25 protein-coding genes and 1 pseudogene are annotated in these 23560 nt (G+C 59.2%); 19 read left to right on the forward strand and 7 right to left on the reverse strand.

The window, feature by feature from the left end:
* Positions 1–13 precede the first annotated feature (13 nt).
* Positions 14–1147: an RHE_PE00001 family protein gene (locus tag ACZ9BX_RS22560; protein ID WP_425376440.1), complete on the reverse strand. Its 1134-nt coding sequence runs from the start codon at positions 1145–1147 to the stop codon at positions 14–16.
* Positions 1148–1345: 198 nt separating this feature from the next.
* Between ACZ9BX_RS22560 and ACZ9BX_RS22565 the strand changes: the two genes are divergently transcribed.
* Together ACZ9BX_RS22565 and ACZ9BX_RS22570 are read left to right on the forward strand one after the other, a co-directional pair.
* Complete coding sequence (locus ACZ9BX_RS22565) at positions 1346–2491, forward strand: site-specific integrase (RefSeq protein WP_087003600.1); 1146 nt, start codon at positions 1346–1348, stop codon at positions 2489–2491.
* A 149-nt stretch (positions 2492–2640) separates the two neighbouring features.
* Positions 2641–2802 carry an SEC-C metal-binding domain-containing protein gene (locus tag ACZ9BX_RS22570; protein WP_132568428.1) on the forward strand — a complete coding sequence of 54 codons (162 nt, stop codon included), beginning with the start codon at positions 2641–2643 and terminating at the stop codon, positions 2800–2802.
* A 449-nt stretch (positions 2803–3251) separates the two neighbouring features.
* Here the strand turns inward: ACZ9BX_RS22570 and ACZ9BX_RS22575 are convergent, their stop codons facing one another.
* The 4 genes from ACZ9BX_RS22575 to repA all read right to left on the reverse strand — a co-directional run bounded on the left by ACZ9BX_RS22575 (position 3252) and on the right by repA (position 8284).
* Positions 3252–4319: a hypothetical protein gene (locus tag ACZ9BX_RS22575; RefSeq protein WP_476220248.1), complete on the reverse strand. Its 1068-nt coding sequence runs from the start codon at positions 4317–4319 to the stop codon at positions 3252–3254.
* A gap of 265 nt (positions 4320–4584) precedes the next feature.
* A complete protein-coding gene (repC, locus tag ACZ9BX_RS22580; RefSeq protein WP_087003595.1) occupies positions 4585–5799 on the reverse strand; it encodes a plasmid replication protein RepC in 1215 nt (404 codons plus the stop codon).
* A gap of 191 nt (positions 5800–5990) precedes the next feature.
* The gene (gene repB, locus ACZ9BX_RS22585; protein WP_087003592.1) at positions 5991–7025 is read right to left on the reverse strand and encodes a plasmid partitioning protein RepB; all 1035 of its coding nucleotides are present in this window, start codon (positions 7023–7025) and stop codon (positions 5991–5993) included.
* Positions 7022–8284: a plasmid partitioning protein RepA gene (gene repA, locus ACZ9BX_RS22590; protein WP_087003614.1), complete on the reverse strand. Its 1263-nt coding sequence runs from the start codon at positions 8282–8284 to the stop codon at positions 7022–7024. Before repA ends, repB begins: the two co-directional genes overlap by 4 nt.
* A gap of 333 nt (positions 8285–8617) precedes the next feature.
* Between repA and traI the strand changes: the two genes are divergently transcribed.
* From traI to ACZ9BX_RS22655, 13 genes are all read left to right on the forward strand, one after another.
* The gene (traI, locus tag ACZ9BX_RS22595) at positions 8618–9232 is read left to right on the forward strand and encodes an acyl-homoserine-lactone synthase (RefSeq protein WP_027513381.1); all 615 of its coding nucleotides are present in this window, start codon (positions 8618–8620) and stop codon (positions 9230–9232) included.
* 19 nt (positions 9233–9251) lie between these two features.
* Positions 9252–10229 carry a P-type conjugative transfer ATPase TrbB gene (gene trbB / locus ACZ9BX_RS22600; protein WP_027513380.1) on the forward strand — a complete coding sequence of 326 codons (978 nt, stop codon included), beginning with the start codon at positions 9252–9254 and terminating at the stop codon, positions 10227–10229.
* Positions 10219–10602, forward strand: coding sequence for a TrbC/VirB2 family protein (locus ACZ9BX_RS22605; RefSeq protein ID WP_027513379.1), 384 nt, complete (start codon positions 10219–10221; stop codon positions 10600–10602). Before trbB ends, ACZ9BX_RS22605 begins: the two co-directional genes overlap by 11 nt.
* A complete protein-coding gene (locus ACZ9BX_RS22610) occupies positions 10595–10894 on the forward strand; it encodes a conjugal transfer protein TrbD (RefSeq protein WP_027513378.1) in 300 nt (99 codons plus the stop codon). Before ACZ9BX_RS22605 ends, ACZ9BX_RS22610 begins: the two co-directional genes overlap by 8 nt.
* 10 nt (positions 10895–10904) lie before the next feature.
* Positions 10905–13361, forward strand: a complete 2457-nt coding sequence (locus tag ACZ9BX_RS22615) for a conjugal transfer protein TrbE (RefSeq protein ID WP_132568426.1) — start codon at positions 10905–10907, stop codon at positions 13359–13361.
* The gene (trbJ, locus tag ACZ9BX_RS22620; protein ID WP_027513376.1) at positions 13333–14136 is read left to right on the forward strand and encodes a P-type conjugative transfer protein TrbJ; all 804 of its coding nucleotides are present in this window, start codon (positions 13333–13335) and stop codon (positions 14134–14136) included. The genes ACZ9BX_RS22615 and trbJ overlap by 29 nt, the downstream gene beginning before the upstream one ends.
* A complete protein-coding gene (gene trbK, locus ACZ9BX_RS22625) occupies positions 14133–14306 on the forward strand; it encodes an entry exclusion protein TrbK (protein ID WP_311319516.1) in 174 nt (57 codons plus the stop codon). The genes trbJ and trbK overlap by 4 nt, the downstream gene beginning before the upstream one ends.
* A 35-nt stretch (positions 14307–14341) precedes the next feature.
* Positions 14342–15490 carry a P-type conjugative transfer protein TrbL gene (trbL, locus tag ACZ9BX_RS22630; protein ID WP_179213951.1) on the forward strand — a complete coding sequence of 383 codons (1149 nt, stop codon included), beginning with the start codon at positions 14342–14344 and terminating at the stop codon, positions 15488–15490.
* Between the two features lie 20 nt (positions 15491–15510).
* The gene (locus ACZ9BX_RS22635) at positions 15511–16173 is read left to right on the forward strand and encodes a conjugal transfer protein TrbF (RefSeq protein WP_027513373.1); all 663 of its coding nucleotides are present in this window, start codon (positions 15511–15513) and stop codon (positions 16171–16173) included.
* A 16-nt stretch (positions 16174–16189) separates the two neighbouring features.
* Positions 16190–17002, forward strand: coding sequence for a P-type conjugative transfer protein TrbG (gene trbG, locus ACZ9BX_RS22640; protein WP_027513372.1), 813 nt, complete (start codon positions 16190–16192; stop codon positions 17000–17002).
* A gap of 3 nt (positions 17003–17005) precedes the next feature.
* Positions 17006–17446, forward strand: a complete 441-nt coding sequence (gene trbH / locus ACZ9BX_RS22645; protein WP_027513371.1) for a conjugal transfer protein TrbH — start codon at positions 17006–17008, stop codon at positions 17444–17446.
* Between the two features lie 11 nt (positions 17447–17457).
* Positions 17458–18756: an IncP-type conjugal transfer protein TrbI gene (gene trbI, locus ACZ9BX_RS22650; protein ID WP_087003583.1), complete on the forward strand. Its 1299-nt coding sequence runs from the start codon at positions 17458–17460 to the stop codon at positions 18754–18756.
* A gap of 312 nt (positions 18757–19068) precedes the next feature.
* The gene (locus ACZ9BX_RS22655; RefSeq protein WP_027513369.1) at positions 19069–19773 is read left to right on the forward strand and encodes an autoinducer binding domain-containing protein; all 705 of its coding nucleotides are present in this window, start codon (positions 19069–19071) and stop codon (positions 19771–19773) included.
* 3 nt (positions 19774–19776) lie between these two features.
* On the opposite strand, the gene ACZ9BX_RS22660 is transcribed toward ACZ9BX_RS22655, so the two are convergent.
* Positions 19777–20100, reverse strand: coding sequence for a transcriptional repressor TraM (locus ACZ9BX_RS22660; RefSeq protein WP_027513368.1), 324 nt, complete (start codon positions 20098–20100; stop codon positions 19777–19779).
* Positions 20101–20317: 217 nt separating this feature from the next.
* On the opposite strand from ACZ9BX_RS22660, the gene ACZ9BX_RS22665 reads away from it, so the two are divergent.
* The 4 genes and pseudogenes from ACZ9BX_RS22665 (at position 20318) to ACZ9BX_RS22680 (ending at position 22758) form a co-directional block, all read left to right on the forward strand.
* On the forward strand, positions 20318–20530 hold the full coding sequence (locus tag ACZ9BX_RS22665) for a helix-turn-helix domain-containing protein (RefSeq protein ID WP_087003579.1): 213 nt from the start codon (positions 20318–20320) through the stop codon (positions 20528–20530).
* Positions 20531–21050: 520 nt separating this feature from the next.
* A pseudogene (locus tag ACZ9BX_RS22670) lies at positions 21051–21449 on the forward strand (tetratricopeptide repeat protein); the annotation flags it as partial.
* A 305-nt stretch (positions 21450–21754) separates the two neighbouring features.
* Positions 21755–22387: a DUF433 domain-containing protein gene (locus ACZ9BX_RS22675; RefSeq protein WP_087003576.1), complete on the forward strand. Its 633-nt coding sequence runs from the start codon at positions 21755–21757 to the stop codon at positions 22385–22387.
* Positions 22384–22758 carry a DUF5615 family PIN-like protein gene (locus ACZ9BX_RS22680; RefSeq protein WP_087003573.1) on the forward strand — a complete coding sequence of 125 codons (375 nt, stop codon included), beginning with the start codon at positions 22384–22386 and terminating at the stop codon, positions 22756–22758. Before ACZ9BX_RS22675 ends, ACZ9BX_RS22680 begins: the two co-directional genes overlap by 4 nt.
* A gap of 165 nt (positions 22759–22923) precedes the next feature.
* On the opposite strand, the gene ACZ9BX_RS22685 is transcribed toward ACZ9BX_RS22680, so the two are convergent.
* Positions 22924–23544: a TraH family protein gene (locus ACZ9BX_RS22685; protein ID WP_132568424.1), complete on the reverse strand. Its 621-nt coding sequence runs from the start codon at positions 23542–23544 to the stop codon at positions 22924–22926.
* Between the last annotated feature and the right edge of the window lie 16 nt (positions 23545–23560).

Consider the following 23560-nt stretch of genomic DNA (forward strand, 5'->3'; position numbering starts at 1 on the left):
ACACCCCGGCAGATTAGTTAAGTCCCCACGCCCGAAACCTCCCCCTCCCCGTCATCTCCCTGAGGCCGAGCTCCAAAACGATCCGCCGCGCCGCCTGCGGCGTCACCTCCAGCGTCTTGGCAACCATCCCGGCCGACACCAGCGGTTTTGCCATCACCAGATCGACCAGTTCCGGAAGTTTTGAAGAGGTCCGGCGCCCGTCCAGTTTTCGCTGAAACATGGTGCGGGCCAGCGCCAGCCGGTCATGCTCCTTCAGCCCGATCTCGGCGGCCGCCAAAAGCCCATGGGCGATGGCGAGCAGCCGGGTCTCCCGGTCGCGATTTCGGCGCCGGTCGACGGGAACGGTTTTGAGGCCAAGATTGATGGCGGCCAGATGTGCCGCGGTGGTGACGCCGGCCTGGCGCAGGATCGAGGCGCAAAACAGCCGGCCGAGCCAGGGCGCGTGCTGAAGGACCGAAAGCTCGTTCCAAGCATCGAGGGCGACGATCGCCTGCAGCACCGGCGGCAGCTCTTGCGCCTGCCGGAGCACGCTGCGCCATTCCTCCAGTCTCTCGTCCTCGTCCCAGTCGAGATCATAGACCAGCGGGTTTTTTTCTCGGGCGTCTGCCAGGCTGGGCCGCTTCGCCTCCTCGATCGCGGCCTCCGATCGGGCCAGCACCACATCGATGGCCGCAAACTCGGCGTCGAGTGGGCTGGCGTCATCATCGCCCTGTTCCCCCTCCCCTTCTTCGGCCCCGTCGACATCCACCTCGGCCCCGCCGATCGCCACGGCGCTGTCGGCACCATGCGATGCTGCAGGCCACGCCTGCCCGCGCAGGCTGCGCAGACCGTCGGCGCTGAGTGCCCAGCCGGGCGGCTGCGATGCAATCCGCCGACGAGTCCGCAGCGCGTCGCGGGCGATGGTGAGTTCGTGGGTCGGGGCGCGGATGTCGGCGCCGGCGTCATGCAGCACGAGGTCTTCGAGATGCACGAGTTCGCCGTCGATCCACAACGAGGCGCAGGCATCGGTGAACTGGGTGCGCTCGATCCATCCCTTCCCGACCGGCGAACGTGCGATCCGCTCGTCCAGACGCGTAAGCGCGATACTGGCGTCAAAAGCCGGCCGCATCAGGGCTGTCATGCTGATTTTCGCGAGATCGTAAGTCATTGATTTTATGGTAAACGGTTTGCTAAAGGAACTCTATAGCGATATTACGGTTCGCCACATGGTATGATTGGTAGTTGGCGCTCTAACCATCGATAACTATCCATTATCGATGGTAGATTGATTTCGAGGCGCAAATCACCGAAAACCGTGTCAGCGGACGGCTGCTCGGCCGTTGCGAGCACGGCTTTGGAGACTTCTTTGACACCACCTGCCAAAAAATCCGCCGTCGATCGTCGCGCCGAAGAGCTCGACACCATTGCCGCCGTGCTGCCGGTCGAACGCCGCGACGAGCTCGCCGAGCTGCTCACCGACCAGGATGTCGAGACGCTGCGCCATCTCGTCAACCAGGGCATGGGTGACAACACGCTGCGGGCACTGACCTCGGATCTCGCCTATCTGGAAGCCTGGGGCATGGCGGCGACCGGAAAATCCCTGCCCTGGCCGGCACCCGAGGCGCTGCTTTTGAAATTCGTCGCCCATCATCTCTGGGACCCGCAACGCCGCGAAACCGATCCGGATCACGGCATGCCGGCCGACGTCGACGAAAACCTCCGCCACCAAGGCTTCCTGAAATCCATCGGCCCGCACGCGCCAGCGACGGTGCGCCGGCGGCTGGCGAACTGGTCGACGCTGACGAAATGGCGCGGCCTCGACGGCACCTTCGCCTCCCCTTCTGTGAAATCGGCGATCCGCCTCGCTGTGCGCGCCGTCCCTCGGACGCGTCGTCGCAAGAGCGCCAAGGCGGTCACCGGCGACGTCTTGGCAAAACTGCTGTCGACCTGCGCGACCGACAGCCTGCGGGATCTACGCGACCGGGCGATCCTGATGGTCGCCTTTGCCTCCGGTGGCCGAAGGCGTAGCGAAATCGCCGGATTGCGCGTCGAGCAACTGACCGTCGAGCCACCGATCGAGGTGCCGGACGGCTCTCCCCTCCCCTCGCTTGCCATCCGTCTTGGCCGCACCAAAACCACCTCCGGCGAGCAGGACGATATCGTCTATCTGACCGGCCGACCGGTCGACGCGCTCAAGGCCTGGATGACGGCCGCCAAGATCGAGAGCGGGAGCGTGTTTCGGGGTATCGGGCGCTGGGGGACGGTGTCGCGGCGGGCGATCGATCCGCAGTCGATCAATGCCATCATCAAGCAGCGGGCGGTAATGGCTGGATTGGATAGCGGGGAGTTTTCCGCGCATGGGCTGCGATCGGGATATCTCACCGAGGCGGCGAATCAGGGAATTCCTCTCCCGGAGGCAATGGAGCAGTCACGCCATCGTTCCGTTCAGCAAGCCTCGAGCTATTATAACAATGCCATGCGGCGAAGCGGTAGAGCGAGCCGCATCCTCTGATTACCCGTCGATACGGTATCCGCCTACCCGGGAAACGGGCTGACATTCGACAGTCGCAATTTGATAGCGGTTACACTAAATAATGTTGCGCAATCAGCTGATCTGCTTGCAAGACCGCGCCGTGGTTTCAGCCGTTCCTTGGCGAGCATGTGACAATACCGTCCGATCCGCATCACCCCTGCCCGTGCAATAGCAGTTTGCCCTACAGCGAGTGCCATCAACCCGTCATGGAGGCCCCGGACGAGGATCGTTTGGCCATCGGGCATCAAGAATACGCTCTGCGTTGGAAGAGCAGGGGCTTTACGGGTTGATCGCTCAACATCTTGCAAGCTTCGGCCAAGTCGGTCGTGTAGTCGATGTTGGCTGCGGTCGGGGCCAAGGTCTCGCGGCGCTGAAAGCTCTCTCGAGAAAGGGATCCACCTTTCTCATCGGAATTGATGAGAATCCTGCGTGTCTCTCAGCTGCAGCCGAACTGCTAGGCGCTGTAGCCCCTCTTCCGCGACTTCAGCGAAAAATTGGGCGCTCGCGCATACGAGCTAGAACCTGTTCCCGGTCGATTGCCGCCAATCGCCCCTGTTGTTCTCATCCAAGCCGATATGCTGCGCGCAGACCCTGAGTTTGAAGATTGGATTGTTGCGCTCGCGCCTTTTGATGCCGTGACGATGTGGTTCACGGGAGCGCACGGGGCACGTCAGTACGATGCGCTGATGAGTGAGTTGAACATCAACAGCGACCGCGGGCTCCATCGAGAGCCGCCAACCTACCTGAATTTCAAGGTGGCCACGTTATCCGCGTCTGCCATTCCGATATCCCAGTTAATCTGCGCGGCGTTTGCAACGGCTTGAAAATCGATTTCTCCGGTTCTCAAGGATGCGATCGGGCGTTGCACGAGCCCGCGATCGTTGGCCAAAGCGCAGACCAGATCAAAGGATCTACTGTCATTCCCGACAGCCACGATGTGCGTGACATCTTCGCGAACCAGCGCATCAATGACAGCTCCGAGGTCGCGATAATCCAGCAGATTGGCTTCGGGGAGGTCACCGCCGACCGATCGAAGAATATATGACGCCATGTCGCAGCAATCGGTATTGAGATATACATCGAGAGCGGCTTCTTCATTGACAAGAAGATGGGCGATGCACTTTGCGATCGGCGCCGACGGTTCCTCTGTACGATCCTCGAAGTCATTGTTGTAGAAAAGATAGGAGCTGAGAACCCCAACTTCGGCGAGGCGAGAAAGACGTCGGAGCTGATCCCCGCCATCATGATCACGGTCCTCACCTCTCCTGATGTCTACGGGATCGTTACAGGCAATATTCGTTCGTTTCGCTTGAAAGCAATGACAGACATATTGGCTTCCAACGTCGAATACGAACGCAATATCTCCGCCCGTCCGACGCTCGCGACCTCGTACGTTGAGATCGGCGATATATAGCGTCGGGTGCCCAGAGGCCTCGGCCTGCGAAGAGTACATTACGTTGAGCTTGGCTACCGCGTCGATGACTCGTCTCTTCAATAGGGCGGTCAAGCCATCTTCATGGCACGGCAACAGGCAATCCTGGGTGGCGAAGCCTGATTGGGCTTCGAGAAACGTTAGATAATAGTAGCCCGACCGATCTTGAGGGACAAATTTTGCGAGGTCGTAGCCGAGTGCTTCAAACTGATCGATCCAACCCTCGTATGGGTCGCTCACGAGGGACGGAAGGCTATTCGCGCAGTAATTTCGAAGGATCTCGACGGAAGGTGCTAAGGTATTTGGATATCGCTTCGCGGTGGCGTGTAGCGTACGGGTTCTCCAATTCGATTGGAAAAAGGGGCTGAGCAGCAAGATCTAATCTCCATTGTGCAATACCTTTGCCCGAACGCCGCAAAATATTCAGTTAAACAGAGCCTTAAAATGCACTTCACACATACTCCGGATCCCGTCGAGGCACCCTCCTCCGTAGCCGATACCTCATAGTTCATTTCCCCCTTCTTGAAGGCCGTTCGGACCATTTCACGTCACGATCGGGAATCAGCTCTGCAATCCGGTTCCGCCCACGAAACCCTGACAGCTGTCAGGGTTTTTATGCTGATGCTTTCTCACCATCATTTTATCCTACCTTGAGCCCGCTATCGTTGGCCGCCCTCAGGAGCGCCATCAGCATCGGTCCGAGTGAAAATTCGCCCCGCTCCGCCTTGCGCGTGAGGTCTCGCAGATAGCCTCCCGGCGAATTGATATGTCCACTCCGCTCAAGGATGCAGGCGATCGCTGTCGCAGCATTTTCCGGCCCCATCACCTCGCAGGCCTCCTGATAGGCCGACGGGCTGACGCCCAGCATCGACCGCACGACGATCCCGGCGGCCATCATGTCGCGCCAACTGCCGATGGCCCCGCTCGGCCCATACATCGAGATGCCTGCGCAGGCTCGCAGCACCATGCCAAGCGGAAAATTACGGATCGGCTCCCGCTTCGGCCGATCATCATCCACCGACTTCGCGCCCTGCTCATCTTCAGAGCTAGGTTCAAATTCATAGGTGGATTCGGTTTTTGAAATCTGTATGTGACGCTCATTGTGAGCATCATTGGTGCTAGTATTTTCGTCTTTTTGCTGCATTTCCAGAACGTTGATGATCTCCCCCTGCAGGAGTTCCATCTCGTCCAGGATTGAATTCACGTCGCTGAGCGTCGGAGAGCGCGGAATCCTGCTCACGAGGCCGATGTAGATCGCTTCGATGTTCTCCCAGTCCCCTGAGGCGCCTTCCTCGATCGCGGCCGAAATGAGCTTTCGGACGTCGCGGCGGCAAATTGTCAAATTTTCCTTCGCCCGCCGGAGCCCTAAACGATCGGCAACGACCTGTTGCGCCATCATGGCGAGCTGCTCGGCTCTCATGAGTAACGGTGACAGATCAAAGCCGAATGCGTTATCGATCGCACCCGCCTTGTCCTTCCGAGCGTAGCGCTTCCCATTCGCGCTGTCTTTACGAACGATAAGTCCGGCCTCAACGAGAAGAGCCAGATGTCTCCTAAGCGTAGCGCCGGCGATACCGTGCGCCCGAAGTGTCAATTGCGCGTTGGATGGGAAAACAATGAGTTGCGCATCTTGGCGCAATTCGTTGTCTGGATAAAAGCTCAAGAGTGCGTCGAGGACGGCTAGGCTGCGGTCCTGCAATCCAAGCAACTCCCTCGCTTCGGAGGCGTCCCTAAAGACCTTCCATTTGTCGGCCGACTTGCCTGGCTTGATCTCGCTCGTCTCAATTTGCCGCCTCACCAAGGCAAGCGTCATCGGCCGCCGCCCGAACGGCGTCGTCACACTTCCAATCTGCATTTTCTTCACCTTCAAAGAGGCAAAAGAAACCTGCTCACCAAATTACGGTGCCAAAGACTCTTGACTGGGATTCGGGGAAATGCGATTCTCTAGTTGTCACACAGAGAGAGAGGCTTCCACGACGGCAACGTTTAGGGGGCCTTTTTCTTTTGCAGCGTTTCCTTTCTTGGCCTCTAAAACTCTGACAGCTGTCAGGGTTTTTCGTGTCTTAGGCGGGCAAAGCGCTCCGTAAGCGCTGGGATCTCCGCCTCAACAAACTTCAAAAACTCGATCCCGAGTGAACCCTCGGCCGAAATTCGAACCTCTTTCGAGGACATCAGCAAGGCGCCGAGCTTAGTCCCGCCCTTGTCAGTAATCGGGCTTGGCTCCCGGCGACCGGTCGATTCTGGCTTGATGGCGTTCAACACACGCTGAAATCTTTGATCGGAGGTCTCAGCCGCATCCCCCTTCTTAACCAGCGCCGCCCGTAGGGCATCAAGCATTCCTGAGTCGCCCGCAACCGTCTTGGCCAAATCAAGCCAGCGTGGACGCCCAATCTTTGGCGCCCGTCCGATGGCTTCAATTACATCAGCAGGGACGGATCGATAGACGCTTCGCATCCGAGCCAGTTCCGCGTCCTCGATAGAAAGCGCTGCGTAGATATCCCGCGGTTTGATTCCGGCTTCATCCATGCGGAAAGCAAACAAGGCGCGCTCGATCCATGTCAGGTCCTGACGGCTGGCATTTTCGATACCCTGCGCGACAACAAGATCGACATCGGAAATCTCGACCTCGATCGCGCGGACGGGCAGGCCAAGTTGCATGGCAGCAAGCCAGCGCCGATGGCCATAGACCACCTGGTAGCGGCCAGGTGATAACGGATGTTTCCGGATCTGAATGGGCACCTTCTGTCCATCGGTCTCGATCGAACGTTTGAACGCCTCGAAGTCGCCTGCGTCGTCGTCAGGCAGCCTGTCCGGGTAGGGGGAGGGGTCAATAAGCAATGGGTCCACATCTCGAACCGAACCGCCTCCCGCCTCAAGGAGAGCCTTCAAACGATCTCGCTCCGTCCGGATGTCATCGATGGCTCGATGGGCCGCTCCGATCACGCCAGCTCCGACGCGATTGACAGCAGAAGGCGCAGGGGACACTGACGGCTGCTGCTGATCCGCGGCCTGATCACTTTCCAGCTCCGCGGAAAGCAGTCCGAAGCTTGCGACAATAGATTTGCGGGGGGATTTGCTCATTCACGCCCCCAGCTCGTGTTGATCAGGCGAACAATGGCCTCGTTCACGGCGTCGACTGCCTCTCGTGCTCGCTTGTGGGTATCACGTCCGATCTGTCCCATTTCGAGTTCATAGATCGATCGCTTGGCCAGCCCGGCGGCTTCGACCGCGGTGCTCTCGATTGCCGTCGGAAGCAACACGTCTGTTCCGAAGAGGTGGCGCATCATGGCAACCACCTGCGACTGGGGTGCGTCATTCGGATCATGTCGCGTAATCAGATAACGAATGAAGTCCTGATCGAGCTGAGCTCCGCTTTCGTTGAGAACACTGATCAGGTCTCCCATCATGAGAAGAAACTGGCTCATTGAGGCCACGTCCAGCATCGCTGGATGGACCGTGATAATCATGCTCGTCGCAGCGTAGATCGCACTCAGGGTCAGGAACCCAAGCGACGGGGGCGTATCCAGGATGACAACATCGTAGTCCGCCTCGACTTCAGCGAGAGCGAGTTTGAGCCGCTCGAAGAAGATTGCCCCAGAACTCGATTTGTTCGCCAGAACACGAGGTGTCTCGTGCTCATACTCCATGACCTCAAGATTGCCGGGGATGAGATCGACACCGTCGAAGTAGGTCTTCCTGATAATGTCGCGTATTGGGCGCCGAGCGCTTTCGTCGTACCTCAGGGCTGCGTAGATCGTCTCGTTCGCTCCCACATCGACTTCAGGCTGAGCGCCAAACAAGGCCGAAAGGGAAGCTTGCGGATCAAGGTCAAGGGCGAGAACCCGATAGCCATGAAGAGCAAGATAATGCGCAAGATGAACACAGGTGGTCGTCTTGGCGCTCCCACCCTTGAAGTTCGCGATTGCTATGACCTGCAGATGCTCTCCCTCCCGCCGGCGGGGAAGGAAGCGCAGTGAATCAGCTGGCTTCTGTTTTGCAAAGAGTTCACGCAACTCATTGATCTGTGGAAGCGTATAGACGCGATGATTGTTTTCGAGCCTGCTCGGGCTCGGACCGCGCCCTTCGCTGGACATCAGTTTCAAGGTCGAATCTGGTATCGACGTCAACTTGGATACTTCGTTAGTAAGGAACTGCCGCAACGTCTTTTCCGACTTCGGCGGATACATGCGCATTCGAAGTTGCTGCAATTGTTGAGACAGGAGGCCCGCATGGCGCGTGATCTTGCTGCCAGCATCTTCCTTGGAAGCAACCACCGATTCTACCCGTTGTGCTATCGCCATCTTTCCCTCTTGGCGGCTTCGTGCCGGTTTACCGGCCATTGCCCGCCAAAGATAGAACACGATTCTCTCGACCGGTCCAGAAGTTTAGGGTTAACAAAAGGTTAACGAAACCCAAATTCCTGAGCGAACCCACAAGTGGCTTTTCGGCTTTTTGTATTACCACTCTGAGGGTTAGCCAAACACACCCGGCTTCTAGATCCCGAATTGTTCTCCTGTGAATCCTACAAATCCAAGCTAGCCATCGGGCGACCTCAGTAATCCCTTCCACATCGCAGCGCCCGATTCACCTCCAGCTACCTTGTCGGATTCTACAACTGCCCAGCGATTCTGATCCGTGCTCATTTCCCGCAGACCTAAACGACGGAGAAAAACATGCGGGTAGTCGCGATTTCGGCACGACAGGGCATACCGGAACCACAACTTCTCGAAGCACATCACAAACTTCGAGCTCAGGTATTTTCCGATCGGCTCGGTTGGGAAGTCGATGTATTCGACGGCCGGGAAGAAGACGCGTTCGATGCACTTCAGCCAACTTACATCATTGCCGTGTCGGACAGCGACCAGGTGGTAGGATGCGCCAGGCTCCTTCCAGCACTTGGCCCAACCATGGTGTCGGACGTCTTCTCCTCGCTTCTCCCGAAGGAGGGATTGAAGGCCCATTGTTTCATGATCGAGAGTTCACGCTTCTGCGTTGATACAAGCCTCGTGGATGGAAGGGGAGGCGGCTCAGTCCATGAGGCGACGCTGACCATGTTCGCCGGCATCATCGAATGGTGCATGGCGAATGGCTACACCGAGATTGTCACGGTCACCGATCTCCGGTTCGAGCGGATTCTAGCTCGCGTTGGGTGGCCGCTGCATCGTTTGGGCGAGCCCAGGAAGATCGGCGTGACGATGGCCGTAGCGGGCACGCTGCCCGCGAATGCGGACGCATTCCAAAGGCTCCGCCCTTCCAACTACCGTTCTGAACTCTTCCCTATCAGCTAGGCAGCGTAAGGAGAAACCCGTGAACCAGCTTCGCTCTCATCCCCGGCTTGTCCGCAAACTTCAGGAGGCGCTCGGCGATCAGCTCTGCGTTGCTCTGGACGACGCGAATGTCGTCGAAATCATGCTCAATCCGGACGGGAAGCTGTTCATCGAACGGCTCGGCCACGGCATCGCGCCCGCCGGAGAAATGTCCTCTGCTACTGCAGAAATGGTGATCGGAACCGTGGCGCATGCGCTCCAGTCCGAGGTCGACACGGAACAGCCGATCGTCTCCGGCGAGTTGCCAATCGGCGGCCACCGCTTCGAGGGTCTGTTGCCTCCCGTCGTCGCCAGACCTGCCTTTACCATTCGGCGCCGCGCCTCCCGCCTCATTCCGCTCGGGGACTATGTCCGTGCAGACGTGATGACCGAATCTCAGGCCTCGACGATCCGCAGCGCAATTTCCTCCAGGCTCAACATCATCATTTCCGGGGGGACCGGTTCGGGCAAGACGACGCTTGCGAACGCCGTCATCGCCGAGATCGTCAAATCGACGCCGGAGGATCGCCTCGTTATTCTTGAAGACACCGCGGAAATTCAGTGCGCGGCAGAGAACGCCGTTCTCCTGCACACCAGCGATACGATCGACATGGCGCGGCTTCTCAAGAGCACCATGCGGTTGCGTCCCGATCGGATCGTCGTTGGTGAAGTCCGCGACGGCGCCGCCCTTACATTGCTCAAGGCCTGGAACACCGGCCATCCGGGCGGGGTGGCGACCATCCACTCGAACACCGCCATGTCGGCGCTGCGTCGCCTCGAACAACTGACCGCCGAAGCGAGCCAGCAACCGATGCATGAGGTGATCGGGGAGGCCGTCGACCTGGTCATCTCGATCGAGCGGACGCAGCGCGGGCGGCGTGTTCGAGATGTGATCCACGTCGAGCGGTTCGCGGGCGGCCAGTACGAGATCGAGTCCGACCAGCTCACGGAAGAACAGGAGGCGCGCCATGTCGCGTGAATATGCACTCATCGCCATCGCACTCAGTGCAGTGCCGAGCCTTTTCGCATCTGTTGCGCCGGCGATGGCCAGTTCCGGCGGCAGCCTTCCGTGGGAGGGACCGCTCGAGCAAATTCAGGAATCGATCACTGGCCCGGTTGCCGGTTACATCGCGCTTGCGGCCGTCGCCATTGCCGGTGGGATGCTGATCTTTGGCGGGGAACTGAACGACTTCGCACGGCGACTTGTCTACGTCGTTCTCGTCGCCGGCATCCTGCTTGGCGCCACCACCATAGTCGGCCTGTTCGGCGCAACCGGCGCGTCGATCGGTCTGACGGACGAGCAGCTCACGTCGATCGGTTCGAACGGAGAAGGGGAGGGGGCTCATGGCTGACTCCCTATCCGGCCTGCGATGCAACCGCATCCACCGCGCTCTGTCCCGCCCGAATCTCCTGATGGGCGCCGACCGGGAGCTGGTGCTGATCACCGGTCTTGCGGCCGTAATCCTGATCTTCGTGGTGCTCACGGTCTATTCAGCGCTCTTCGGTGTTGCTGTCTGGATCGTGATCGTCGGGGCGCTCAGGATGATGGCGAAGTCCGATCCGCTCATGCGGCAGGTCTACGTGCGGCACATTTCCTACAAGCCGACCTATAAGGCGACCACCTCGCCGTGGCGGCGGTACTGAGGAGACGGCCGTGGTAGCTCTCAAACGCTTCCGGGCCACGGGCCCATCCTTCGCCGATCTCGTTCCATACGCCGGCCTCGTCGACAATGGTGTCCTCCTGTTGAAGGATGGAAGCCTGATGGCCGGCTGGTACTTTGCCGGCCCGGATTCCGAAAGTGCGACTGACCTCGAACGCAATGAGCTGTCGAGGCAGATCAATGCGATCCTGTCGCGACTTGGAAGCGGCTGGATGATCCAGGTTGAGGCCATCCGCATTCCGACGGTCGACTATCCCTCAGAAGACCGTTGCCATTTTCCCGACCCGGTCACCCGCGCGATCGATGCCGAGCGCCGGGCGCATTTCGCACGCGAACAGGGACATTTCGAGAGCAAGCACGCACTGATCCTGACCTACCGGCCGCTCGAGTCCAAAACGACCGCGCTCAGCAAATATATCTACTCGGACGAGGAAAGCCGCAAGAAGTCCTATGCGGACACGGTGCTCTTCATTTTTAAGAACGCCGTCCGAGAGATCGAGCAGTATTTTGCGAACACGCTATCGGTCCGGCGAATGGAAACCCGCGAAACCGTCGAGAGGGGAGGGGAGCGGATTGCCCGCTATGACGAGCTGCTTCAGTTCGTCCGCTTCTGCATCACCGGCGAGAGCCATCCGATCCGGCTTCCGGATGTTCCCATGTATCTCGATTGGATCGCGACTGCCGAGCTTGAGCACGGACTGACGCCGAAGATCGAGAGCCGGTTCCTTGGTGTGGTGGCGATCGACGGCCTCCCGGCCGAAAGCTGGCCGGGCATTCTGAACAGCCTTGACCTGATGCCGCTCACCTATCGGTGGTCATCGCGCTTCATCTTTCTCGATGCCGAGGTAGCGCGACAGAAGCTCGAACGCACCCGCAAGAAATGGCAACAGAAGGTCCGGCCATTCTTCGACCAGCTGTTTCAGACGCAGAGCAGATCGTTTGACCAAGACGCGATGACGATGGTGACCGAGACCGAGGATGCTATTGCGCAGGCTTCGTCGCAGCTGGTTGCCTATGGCTATTACACGCCGGTCGTCGTGCTGTTTGATCACGATCGCGAAGCGCTGCAGGAGAAGGCGGAGGCAATCCGCCGGCTGATCCAGGCAGAGGGCTTTGGGGCGCGGATCGAAACGCTCAACGCCACCGACGCCTTTCTCGGCAGTCTGCCGGGCAACTGGTATTGCAACATTCGCGAGCCACTGATCAACACCAGCAATCTCGCCGATCTGATCCCACTCAACTCGGTCTGGTCGGGAAACACCGTCGCGCCATGCCCGTTCTACCCACCGAACTCGCCGCCGCTGATGCAGGTTGCGAGCGGCTCGACACCGTTCCGGCTCAACCTGCATGTCGATGATGTCGGCCACACGCTGATCTTCGGTCCGACCGGTTCCGGCAAGTCGACACTCCTGGCGCTGATCGCTGCACAGTTTCGCCGATACGAAAGCGCGCAGATCTTTGCGTTCGACAAGGGAAGCTCGCTTCTGCCACTGACGCTTGCCGCGGGCGGTGATCACTATGAGATCGGCGGCGACAACGCGGGAGAGGGGAAGGCGCTGGCCTTCTGCCCTTTGTCCGACCTTAAAAGCGACGCTGATCGGGCCTGGGCGACGGAATGGATCGAGATGCTGGTCGGCCTGCAGGGTGTCACCATCACGCCCGACCATCGCAACGCAATCTCCCGTCAGGTTGGCCTGATGGCCAGCGCGGCCGGTCGCTCGCTTTCGGATTTCGTGAGCGGCGTGCAGATGCGCGAGATCAAGGATGCGCTCCATCACTATACCGTCGATGGGCCGATGGGGCTGCTGCTCGACGCAGAGGAGGATGGCCTGTCGCTTGGTGCCTTCCAGACGTTCGAGATTGAGCAGCTCATGAACATGGGTGAGCGCAATCTCGTGCCAGTGCTGACCTACCTGTTCCGCCGAATCGAGAAGCGTCTGGATGGGTCACCGAGCCTGATCGTCCTCGACGAGGCCTGGCTGATGCTCGGCCATCCTGTCTTTCGCAGCAAGATTCGAGAATGGTTGAAGGTACTGCGCAAGGCGAATTGCGCAGTCGTCCTCGCCACCCAGTCGATCTCGGATGCCGAACGGTCCGGGATTATCGACGTACTGAAGGAATCCTGCCCAACCAAGATTTGCCTTCCAAACGTCGCCGCCCGTGAGCCAGGGACGCGGGAATTCTACGAGCGGATCGGTTTCAACGAACGTCAGATCGAGATCGTCTCCAACTCGATCCCCAAGCGCGAATACTACGTCGCCACGCCCGAAGGCCGGCGTCTCTTCGACATGTCACTCGGCCCCGCAGCACTCAGCTTCGTCGGCGCGTCCGGCAAGGATGATCTCAAGAGGATCCGCGCGCTCAGATCCGAACATGGCTTCGACTGGCCGATCCATTGGCTACAGACGAGAGGAGTCCACGATGCCGCATCGCTGCTCAACTTCGAATAAATGGTCCGCCGGCCTGGCGGCCGTCGCTCTGACGATGGGCGCCGTGGCACCGACCCATGCCGGCACGGCCGCGGGTGCTGCAACTGAATGGACGCAAGTTCTCAACAACGGCGAGCTGATTTCGCTAGTCGGAAAGTCCGGTGAGCAGATCCAGAACCAGATCACGCAGATCAACCAGCTCGCCGAGCAGATCCAGAACCAGCTGAAGATCTACGAGAACATGCTGCAGAATACTGCGCAGCTTCCGAGCCACGTCTGGGGACAGGTCGAAAGCGACCTCAATCAACTCCGAAGCATCGTAGATCAGGGCCAGAGCATTTCGTTTTCGATGGGGAACGCGGACGACGTGCTCCAGCAGAGGTTCAAGAGTTATGCCGACCTCAAAAGCAATCTTCCGAATGCCGAGAGCTTCTCCTCGACATACCAAACCTGGTCGGACACGAACCGCGACACGATCGCCGGCACGCTGAAGGCGGCGAGCCTCACGGCCGACCAGCTCGATAGCGAAGAGGATACGATGTTCTCGTTGCGGTCGATGTCCGAGACGGCTGACGGCCAGATGAAGGCCCTGCAGGTCGGACACGAAATCGCGGCTCAGCAAGTTGCGCAGATGCAGAAGCTGCGCGGTCTCGTTTCCCAGCAAATAACGATGATGGGAACTTGGCTCCAGACCGAACAGACCGACAAGGACCTGGCGCAAGCGCGACGGGAAAAGTTCTTCAACGCCATCGCCCCCTCCACGTCCGGAGGCCAGAAGATGGGGATAGAGTGGTGAGAACGAAAGCCATCCTGATTGCCATTGCCGCAATATTCGCGGTTGGAGCCGCAGGCGTGTGGTTCCTCATTTCCGAAAAGCAAGCCGCCCAGGAACGGCGGGAAGAGTTCTTTGGTGCGACCAAGGAGTTCCCGACATCCGGTGGGAAGAAGTTGAAGCCAGAATGGTGAGGAACACAATGTCGCTTCGGCAATTGCGCGCCGCAATGCTGCTCGCCGTCATCGTCACGGCGGCGGCTCAGCCAGCACTTGCACAGGAAGGCTCCGTCCTGACGGCGCTTCAGAACCAGGTTACTACTGCGGCAAAAGGGTGGGAAACCACTGTCATGGACGCCGCCAAGTCTCTCTTCTGGATCCTGGCAACGATCGAAATCGGTATCGCGGCAGTCTGGCTGGCACTCCAGGCTGCTTCTCTTGACAGCTGGTTCGCCGAACTTGTGCGGCGGATCATGTTCGTTGGCTTCTTCGCCTTCGTTCTGGCGCAGGGTCCGACCTTCGCCAAGGCGGTCGTCGACAGCCTCTTCCAGCTGGGCGCAGATGGCGGCACAGCCTCACCCGCTGATGTCTTCAATGCCGGATTGGCTGTAGCAACCAAGATGTCGGAAAGGGTTCAGTTCGGCCTCTTCGAGGATAACGCACTGGCAATCTCGGCAGCGTTTGCGATGGTCGTCACCGTCATCGCCTTTTCGCTGGTTGCCGCGATCTTCGTCTCCGTGATGGTCGAAATGTATATCGGGCTCCTCGCCGGCATGATTATGCTCGGCCTCGGCGGTTCGTCCTACACCAAGGATTTCGCAGTCCGGTATCTGATCTACGCTTTCTCGGTCGGGATGAAGCTCATGGCGCTCGTCATGATCTCGCGCATCGGCTCCGAAGTGCTGATTGGCCTCGCCAACCAGCCCGATATCGGCGACCAGTTTCAAACCGCACTTGCAATCGCAGGTATCGCCGTCGTTGTCTTCATCATCGCCATGTATGTCCCGAGCATCATGCAGGGCGTTGTCCAGGGCGCATCGGTTTCCGGCGGAATGGAAGCGATCCGCCACGGCGGGCAAGCGGCGTCTTTCGCAGCCGGGGCGGGCTTCCTTGCCGCTGGCGCCGCCGGCGCGGGCTTTGCAGCGGCTCAAGCCGCCCGCGCCGCGGGTTCCTCGGTCGCAGGTGCCGCTCTTCGTGGCATCGGTGCGGGCGTCAGTTCAGGCGCGCAAGCGACGGGATCGGCCGCAAAGGATAAGGCGATCGGGTCTCCCGGCGCCTATGCGGGTTCAATCCTCGGTCTGGCGAACGCCAAGCTCGATGAACAGCGGAGCGGTCATAGCGGACCGAAGCCTCATCCCGAACGCAACGACAAACCATAATCGAGACAAGGGAAGTATAAATGGCCGCGAACCGCGCCCCAGAAAATCCGTATCTTGCCGCCCGCCAGGAATGGTCCGAACGTTATGGCTCCCATGTTCAGGCTGCGGCCGCATGGCGCATCGTCGGCATCCTTGGGCTGACCATGGCGGTCATCGGCTTCGGCTATGCGATGTATCTCAGCACCCAGGTCAAGCTGGTGCCCTATGTTGTCGAGGTCGACAAGCTCGGAACCGCGGTCACGGCCGGCTTTCCCGAGCAGATCGAATATGCGGATGCCCGCGTGGTGCGCGCGACGCTCGGCAACTTCGTCACCAGCTTCCGTTCGATCACGCCGGATGCCGTCGTGCAGAAGCAATATATCGACCGGACCTACGCGCTGCTGCGAACCTCAGATCCGTCGACCCAGAAGATCAACGCCTGGTTCCGCGGCAATTCGCCATTCGAGAAGGCGAAGACATCGACGGTCGCCATCGAGGTCAACAACATCGTGGCGCTGTCGAACGAGACCTACCAGATCGACTGGACCGAGTACGAGAGGGATCGGAAAGGCAAGGAAACGGGGACGCGCCGGTTCCGCGGGATCGCGACGGTGACGCTGACCACGCCGCAGGACGAGGCGATCATCCGCCTCAATCCAATCGGCCTCTACGTCCGGGATTTCGACTGGACGGCGCAGCTTTAGGGGCAGGGGTACTCACATGCAAAGAACAGGATTATTCGCAGCGATCGGCTGCATGGCCGGCCTCGTCTTTGTGGTCGGCGCGCAGGCGCAGAGCATGACGACGAACGAGGTGAAGGGCACAAACCTTTCGGGCAAATGGCGCGGCACGCCGGGTCTCGTCACGAAAGGGCCGGATGGGAAGGTCATTTTCCTGTTCGGCGAAACGCAGCCCTCCGTCGTCTGTTCGCCGCTGCAGGTTTGCGATATTGAGTTGCAGGGCGGCGAGGTTGTTCGCGATGTCCTCGTCGGTGACACCGTGCGCTGGAAGGTGGAGCCTGCTTCCTCCGGGGCGGCAGGTGGGCAGGCGATACATCTGATCGTCAAGCCGTCCGAACCGGGCCTTCTCACCTCGATGGTCGTCACGACCTCCCGGCGAACCTATCATATCCAGCTCAAGTCCCATCCGAGCCAGTACATGGCGCGCGTGGGTTTCGAATATCCGGAGGACGTATCGACCAAGCTCGCCGACATCAATGCCCGCCTCGAGACCGGCGGCATTCCCGGCACGGCGCCGGATAAGCTGAACTTCTCCTATTCGATCAGCGGCGGCGCATCGTGGAAGCCGAAGCGGGTCTATTCGGACGGGGTGAAGACCTACATCCAGTTTTCGAAGTCGATCTCCGGTCAGGATGCGCCGGTGCTGTTCGTCGTCTCCGGCGGCCAAAACCGCATCGTCAACTACCGTATGAAGAACGACATGATGATCGTCGACTATGCGGTCGACAAGGCGATCCTCGTTTCCGGGGTGGGTTGGCGGCAACAGAAGATCACCATCCGGCGGGGAGGTTGAACGATGCGGAAGCTTCTCCCGTTTGTCATCGCCGCGGCATTGCTTACCGGTTGCCAAACTTCTGACGATGCAATGACCACCAGCTCAACGCCTGTAGCCGTCACCGGGCCGGCCGCAAGCGCCATTGCCGGCGACATGGCAAGCCGGCTCGCCGAGCAGATCGGCCCGGCCGGTACTGCGACGACGATCAAGATGGACAAGGACATATCCGAGTTCGCGACAGCCCTCGAGGCGGCCCTGAAGGGGTGGGGCTACACGGTGATCACGGACGGCAAAGTCGCCAAGGACATCAAACCGGTCGAGCTTGCCTATGCAATTGATGGTTTTGACGGGCAGGTGCTGGCGCGGCTTTCGACGCCTTCGATCGCCCTTAGCCGTGCTTATACGACGACTGCGGCGGGTGCTGTGCCGGCTAGTCCGCTTTCGGTCATGCAGCGCAACTGACGGAGACGAATATGGTCCAATCGCTCCAGCTTGGCGCGTCCAACCAGGCCGACGATCAGAATGGCATGCGCCGCCTCAATCGCCTGCCAATCATCGTTGCCATCATCGTCATCGTGCTGTTCTTCGGTGTCGTCGTGATTGGCCTGTCTTGGCGCGGGCTCTCGTTCAACCGTGGCAACGACATCGAAAGCGCGTCCAACACCCCAGCGACAAATTTTGGCGACCAACTCAAACGCGGTATATCGGATGGAATCATCGGGGATCCGCTTGAGCGCGAGGCTTTCCAGCCGACGCCTGTCACTGAGCAGAAAGTCGAGAGGCAAGAACCGGTCGTTGAACGCCGGCCCACAGATGGGCAGGAGCAGCGGACCAGGCTCGAATCCGAAGAGGAGTGGAAAGCGCGCCTGAAGCGAGAGCAGGATGAGCAGTATATCCGCGAGGCCCAGCGCCAGCGGATGGCCCGCCTCCAGGCCCGCGCCACGGCGCTCGATTCGCCGCTGAAAGTCGACGCGTCCGATGCCGAAAAGGCCTCAGATCCCACGAGCACGGGCCGTCAGACGACAAAGGCCCCGATAAACAATGCGTCGGACCTTTATGCTGCCGCGATGAAATCCGGCTTGATGGGTGAGAATGTCGATCCGAACGCCCAGACATCGAAGGAGGATTTCTTCAATCAGGACGTCAAGGACCTTGGCTACCTGCCGAACCAGGTCGTACCGCAGATGTCGCCCTACGAATTGAAGCGCGGTTCGGTCATCCCTGCCACATTGATCACCGGCCTCATTTCTGACTTGCCGGGGCTCATTACCGCGCAGATCAGCCAGAACGTCTACGACAGCGCCACCGGGTATCGTCTGCTCATCCCGCAGGGCGCAAAGCTGCTCGGCCGTTACGATTCCAAGGTGTCCTTTGGCCAGGAACGGGTTCTCGTCGTCTGGACAGACCTCATTTTCCCGAACGGTTCGACGTTGCAGATCGGCGGGATGGCCGGCACGGATGCCGAAGGCTATGGCGGCTTCAAGGACAAGGTCGACCGACATCTTTGGCGGACCTTCGGTTCAGCGGCCCTGGTGGCGATTATCGGAACGGGGATCGATATGTCGTTGCCCGAAAGTTCGACGCTTGCGACGCAGGATACGGCCTCGGATGCCGCGAGGCGGAATTTTGCGGAAAGCTTCGGTCGCGTCGCGGAACAAACGATTTCGAAGAATCTGAACGTGCAGCCGACGATCCGTATCAGGCCAGGCTACAAGTTCAACGTCCTAGTCGATCAGGATATTATTTTCCCGGGTTCCTATAGCGGCCGATAGCTCGGTTACGAGTCTCAGATTGGCGCTATTTCGTCGCGTTTGGTTAGTCCCTGCTATGCGGCCACGATGAGGTGGCGGCGCAGATCTTTCTCCGGCTATCTTTTTATTCAGAGAAATTGAATGCCATGTAGACGTGCGTCGATCTATCGTGCAACACTCTGGGTAAGCCTCGGGAAGAGCGGTATCATGGGTCATGACTCGAAGCCTCACTGGCTCCATCTTGCCGGACGTCACATCACATAAATAAGCGGCGCGCGAAAGTGCCGCGGATTGGGAGGGCTCGCAACTGCGAAAGAAGATAGGAGAAAGTCAGTGGACGGATACCTTCGCTCTCTCATCGACATGGCAGAAGCCGCGCACGATGAACGTATGATCAAAAGCGCCCTGAAAAGCTTTGCGAACTCTTCTGGTTTTGAGCGTTTCGCGTATTTGCAAACCGAAGGCGCAGCGATCTGTACCTTCAACTCCTATCCCGATGATTGGCAGGACATTTACCTCGGCAGCCAATATTCCCGCATCGACCCAGTGGTCACGGAAGCCAAGCGTCGCATGGAGGTGTTTTCCTGGACGGCTGATGATTGGAAAGCCCGTGGAACCTCCGAGCTCAAGCGCTTTCGAGACCAAGCGATCGAACACGGCATTCGCAGCGGGGTGACAATTCCCGTCGAAGGAAGTTTCGGCTCCACGATGATGCTGACCTTTGCCTCGTCGGAGAAGAAGGTTGAAATTTCAAAATTGCAGGATCCGCAGAAAGCGATGCGCGCAGTCCTGACGATCCATTATCGGCTGAAGATCATAGCTGCGGCGACAATTGTCGCCCCTAAGCGGTTACTTTCACCAAGGGAAGCGATGTGCCTCATGTGGGCAGCAAAGGGCAAAAATGCCCCGGAGACTGCCGTGCTCACGGGAATCAACCCGAGAACAGTGCAGCACTATCTCGACAGCGCGCGTCGAAAGCTAGAAGCAGCGACCGTTCCGCAACTCGTAGCGATCGCTAAGGACCACGGGCTGGTCTGAGCGTCATTCTTCGCCATCCAGGGCAACATCAGGGACATAGCCAAGCGCGTCGATGATTTCCGAAAGCTCCTCCTGCTGAGCTTCGGATTTCTTCTGACGCGCGAGATACTCGTCTTGCAGGCTCTTGAGCACGTCGCTGGAAGTCGTCGGGACGGCGGTCGCGCGGGTCCACTCTTCATAGACAGCTTCGTCCGCGACGAGCAGCCGGCGGTGTTCGAGGATTGCAGCGACTGCCAACGCCTCTAATTCTGACTTTTGCATCGAACTGCAGGGAGGTTCTCTCACATCTCTTTTGTCGTTCGCGTCGGATGAGTCCACGCCCTTCATCCGTTTCTCCTCTCACTTTATTCTCTCATTGCTCGAAAACAACGCCCTCGTCCGCATATACGGTTTAAGCGATGAGTGCACTGCCTGACTTCCAGACGATCATGCCCCTATATCCGAAGGGCGTGGATGATCAGCTGGACGAGCAATATCACGTGCCGTGCGGAATCGGAACTATCGTTCCTGGAACGATCATTCCTATTCAGGCTCCGCTCGCGTCATGGATCTCAAGGAGGTCATGGCGATTAATCTGCGTCGGATACGTCATGGCAAGCAACTGACGCAGGAAGAACTGGCGGACCGGTCGAGCCTGAGCGCGCGCTATATCGGGGCGATTGAGCGCGCCGATGTTTCCGCCAGCGTCACGGTCCTCGGCCAGATCGCCGAGGCGCTGGGTGTCGACCCCGGCGAGCTTGTGACAAAATCTGGATGACGGCCTCATCGCAGTGCGAGGTGTAGTAGCGGCGCGCAGCCTTTCATTGGTTTTGACAACCTGCGTGGAGTGTGGCCTGCTGTCCTCAGTCCTAGGACAGCGGACACTTGAAATGAAAAGCCAAGACACATGCGGGTGATTGTCTTTTCGGCGAAGTAGCTGACAAGTCCGAAATCCAGTGGCGAACAGAACCCCATACACTTGCGAATGCCTTGGCAAAAGTGCCGTTCCCGAACTCGCCAAATTTCCTGCACGCCACCGTCTCGTCCGGAGCTTCCGTTCCAGGGGATTCGTTGCGCCGGAAGTCACGAACATCGATCTGGTGGCGGGGAGGCTGCTGGTCGCGACGGACGGGTTCTGGGCAGAACTATCGCCAGCCGACCGGATGTCCTTTTTGGACGGTCGTTGCTACGAGGGAAGGGTTGAATATGACGATTGCAGCGTTCTTTGCATGAATGTCGCTGAAATCACCTATGCCGAGACGACTTTCAGCCCAGAGGCGGCTACGAATTTTTACATTCGCAGCGCGGAGCTTTTGGACCGGGCAATCACGCTCAATCCGGGCGGAGGCGGGTACTATCACGGAATCCGCGCCCTTGCGGCCTACATGCTTGGAGACTACCCGGCAGCGGCTGCCGGAATCAAACAGGCCGACCTCCAGAGGTTCCCGCTCTTCCACGTCGTGGCCGCCGTCATCTATGCGGAGGCCGGTATGCCGGATGGGGCCCGTCGAGCGGGCGAGACGTTCATGCGGATGCGTCCGGATTTTATCCGCAACATTCTGGCTGAGCTCACGATAAGAAACTACCGGCCCGAGGACCAGTTGCGCCTGGCTTCAGGACTTCGAAAGGTGGGACTACCAGTACCGGACGGCGTGGAGGCAGCGATCGCGAGCGCGGCCGCTGCGCCGCCTGACTAGAGGCGCATGCCCGACCATAGGCGCATGCCCGACCATAGCTAGCAGCTTTCCCTACCGGTAACTTCCGTGATGCTACGGGCGTGCCGCTCGTTCTTCGCCTAGTCTCCGCGCATAGGCCGTCGGCGACTGATGCTGAAGCGGCCGCCGAAGGAGCCTCAGATGCCAACCACCGAGCTTGACGATTAAGAGAAGTTGTCTTGCGGACTGCCGGGTTCATGCCCAGCCGGCAATGACGAGAATTCATTTGTGCGATCCACATTGCAAATGCCCACGCATCATATATATTCTTTCGAAGGAGAATAATTATGGCTGCAGCACTTCGCGAATACACACCCACTGAGGCGGCTGCCGTGAGTGAGATTGGCATCAAGTCGGTACACAACGCGATCGACAAACGGATCATTGGAAGACCCTCTACCAGCCACCGAAGCCGTGCGATCACTGACGACGATCTGCTGCGCCTGAAGCTCTGGTTCGGCGTCGGTTCGATCCTTTCCGCCGAGCGCCGGAAACGCCTCTTTGCCGCCATCGACGAAAATCCTGAAGCCGACACGGTCAGAGCGGACGACTATCTGATCGTCGACGTCGCAAGAGCGAGGGAGCACTTGGCCGCGCGCGGCGAAGCACTCAGGGAAGCGGACAAGATCATCCACAGCGTGAAAGGCTTGGTTGGCGGCGAGCCGGTCTTCAAAGGCACGCGCGTTCCAGTCCGAACAATCGCTGCGATGAAATTGCAAGGCGCTGCCACGGACGAGATCGTCGAGGGCTATCCGGCTCTCACTGCGCGCATGGTGGACCTCGCCGAAATCTGGGTAGCGGCTCATCCTGCCCGTGGGCGGCCACGAAAGTTGTCGGAGCAGGGACTGAAAGTGAAGTCGGTGAAGCGCTTGCCTCTCGGAAAGGCCGGTACCGAAAAGCCCTCGGGCACGGCTTCGTGAAGTTTCTCGTCGATGAATGCCTGCACACATCGCTCGTGGCCGTGGCTCAACATCACGGCCACGATTGCTTTCACGTCAATTGGCTAGGCCTTAGCGGCGAGACCGATTGGGATCTGATGCCTCGGATCGTCGCGGAAGATTTTACCTTCGTGACGAACAATGCCCGTGACTTCAGGAAACTCTATGCGCGAGAGGATCTGCATGCCGGCCTGGTAATCATCGTGCCGCAAGTTCTGCCGGGACAGCAGCGGGAATTGTTCACGCTCGTTCTGCAGGAACTCGCCGCTTCTCCGGATCTGGTGAACGAGGTGATCGAGATCGCCATCGAAGAGGGCGAGGCTCTGCTGACGCGCTATGCACTGCCAGAGTGAAGATCAATTCCCGCCAATCTTGACAGATCGATCCGGATCCCATGCCCCGACGTTATCTATCTGGCTCACACTAAGTTCATGCGTCGGAAACACACTAATTTCATGCTTTTGGACTCGCGATGAGTTTTCGCTCGACCGAACATGCAAAAAAAGACGAACTCAACGCTATTGCTGACCACCAATGCGAGACAGATCGACCCGTATCCCCGCAGTGCCAGTTTTCTTTTCGTCCGAAGGTTCACCCTCAGTCGGCAGCGGAGCCCAGGTATCGACTGTATCCGCCTTCGATTCTTCGTCCCGCGGTTTCCTTTGGTTGGCGAGTGCCCCGCCAGGATCCTCCGCTTGAAACACATTGACGCCCTCAAATTCGCCGGTCTTCCACGCATAGACCGCATCCTCGAAAATCTGGGGGAGGACGTCTTTGCTCGTGGGGTTGCCATACCATTTCGCAACGATCCTGAGGACCTTGGCGAACATCGCCGTGCCTTTGCGAAGGTTTTGGCAGGCATCGACAAGGTCGGGTTTCAGATCCGCCGGTTCCTTGACTCCCACGCCAGCGGGGAACTGGGTCAGCCCAACGCGAACGACCGCCTGACCAGCATATTGGCGCACGATCGCCATCGCCTCCTCGGCCGATGCCGCTTTCGGACCGAGGATCAATCGGCCGCCTGATTTGACGGTGACGGCGAGGGGATCGGCCGAGCCCGCGGCCATCACGAACTGCTCGACGATCGCGGGCTTGAGAGAAGGGTCTGCGCATTCTTTTATCAGGGCTGCGTCGATCATGGTGTCTCCTGAGCAC

It is taken from the genome of Rhizobium sp. USDA 3886 (genome assembly GCF_056279785.1).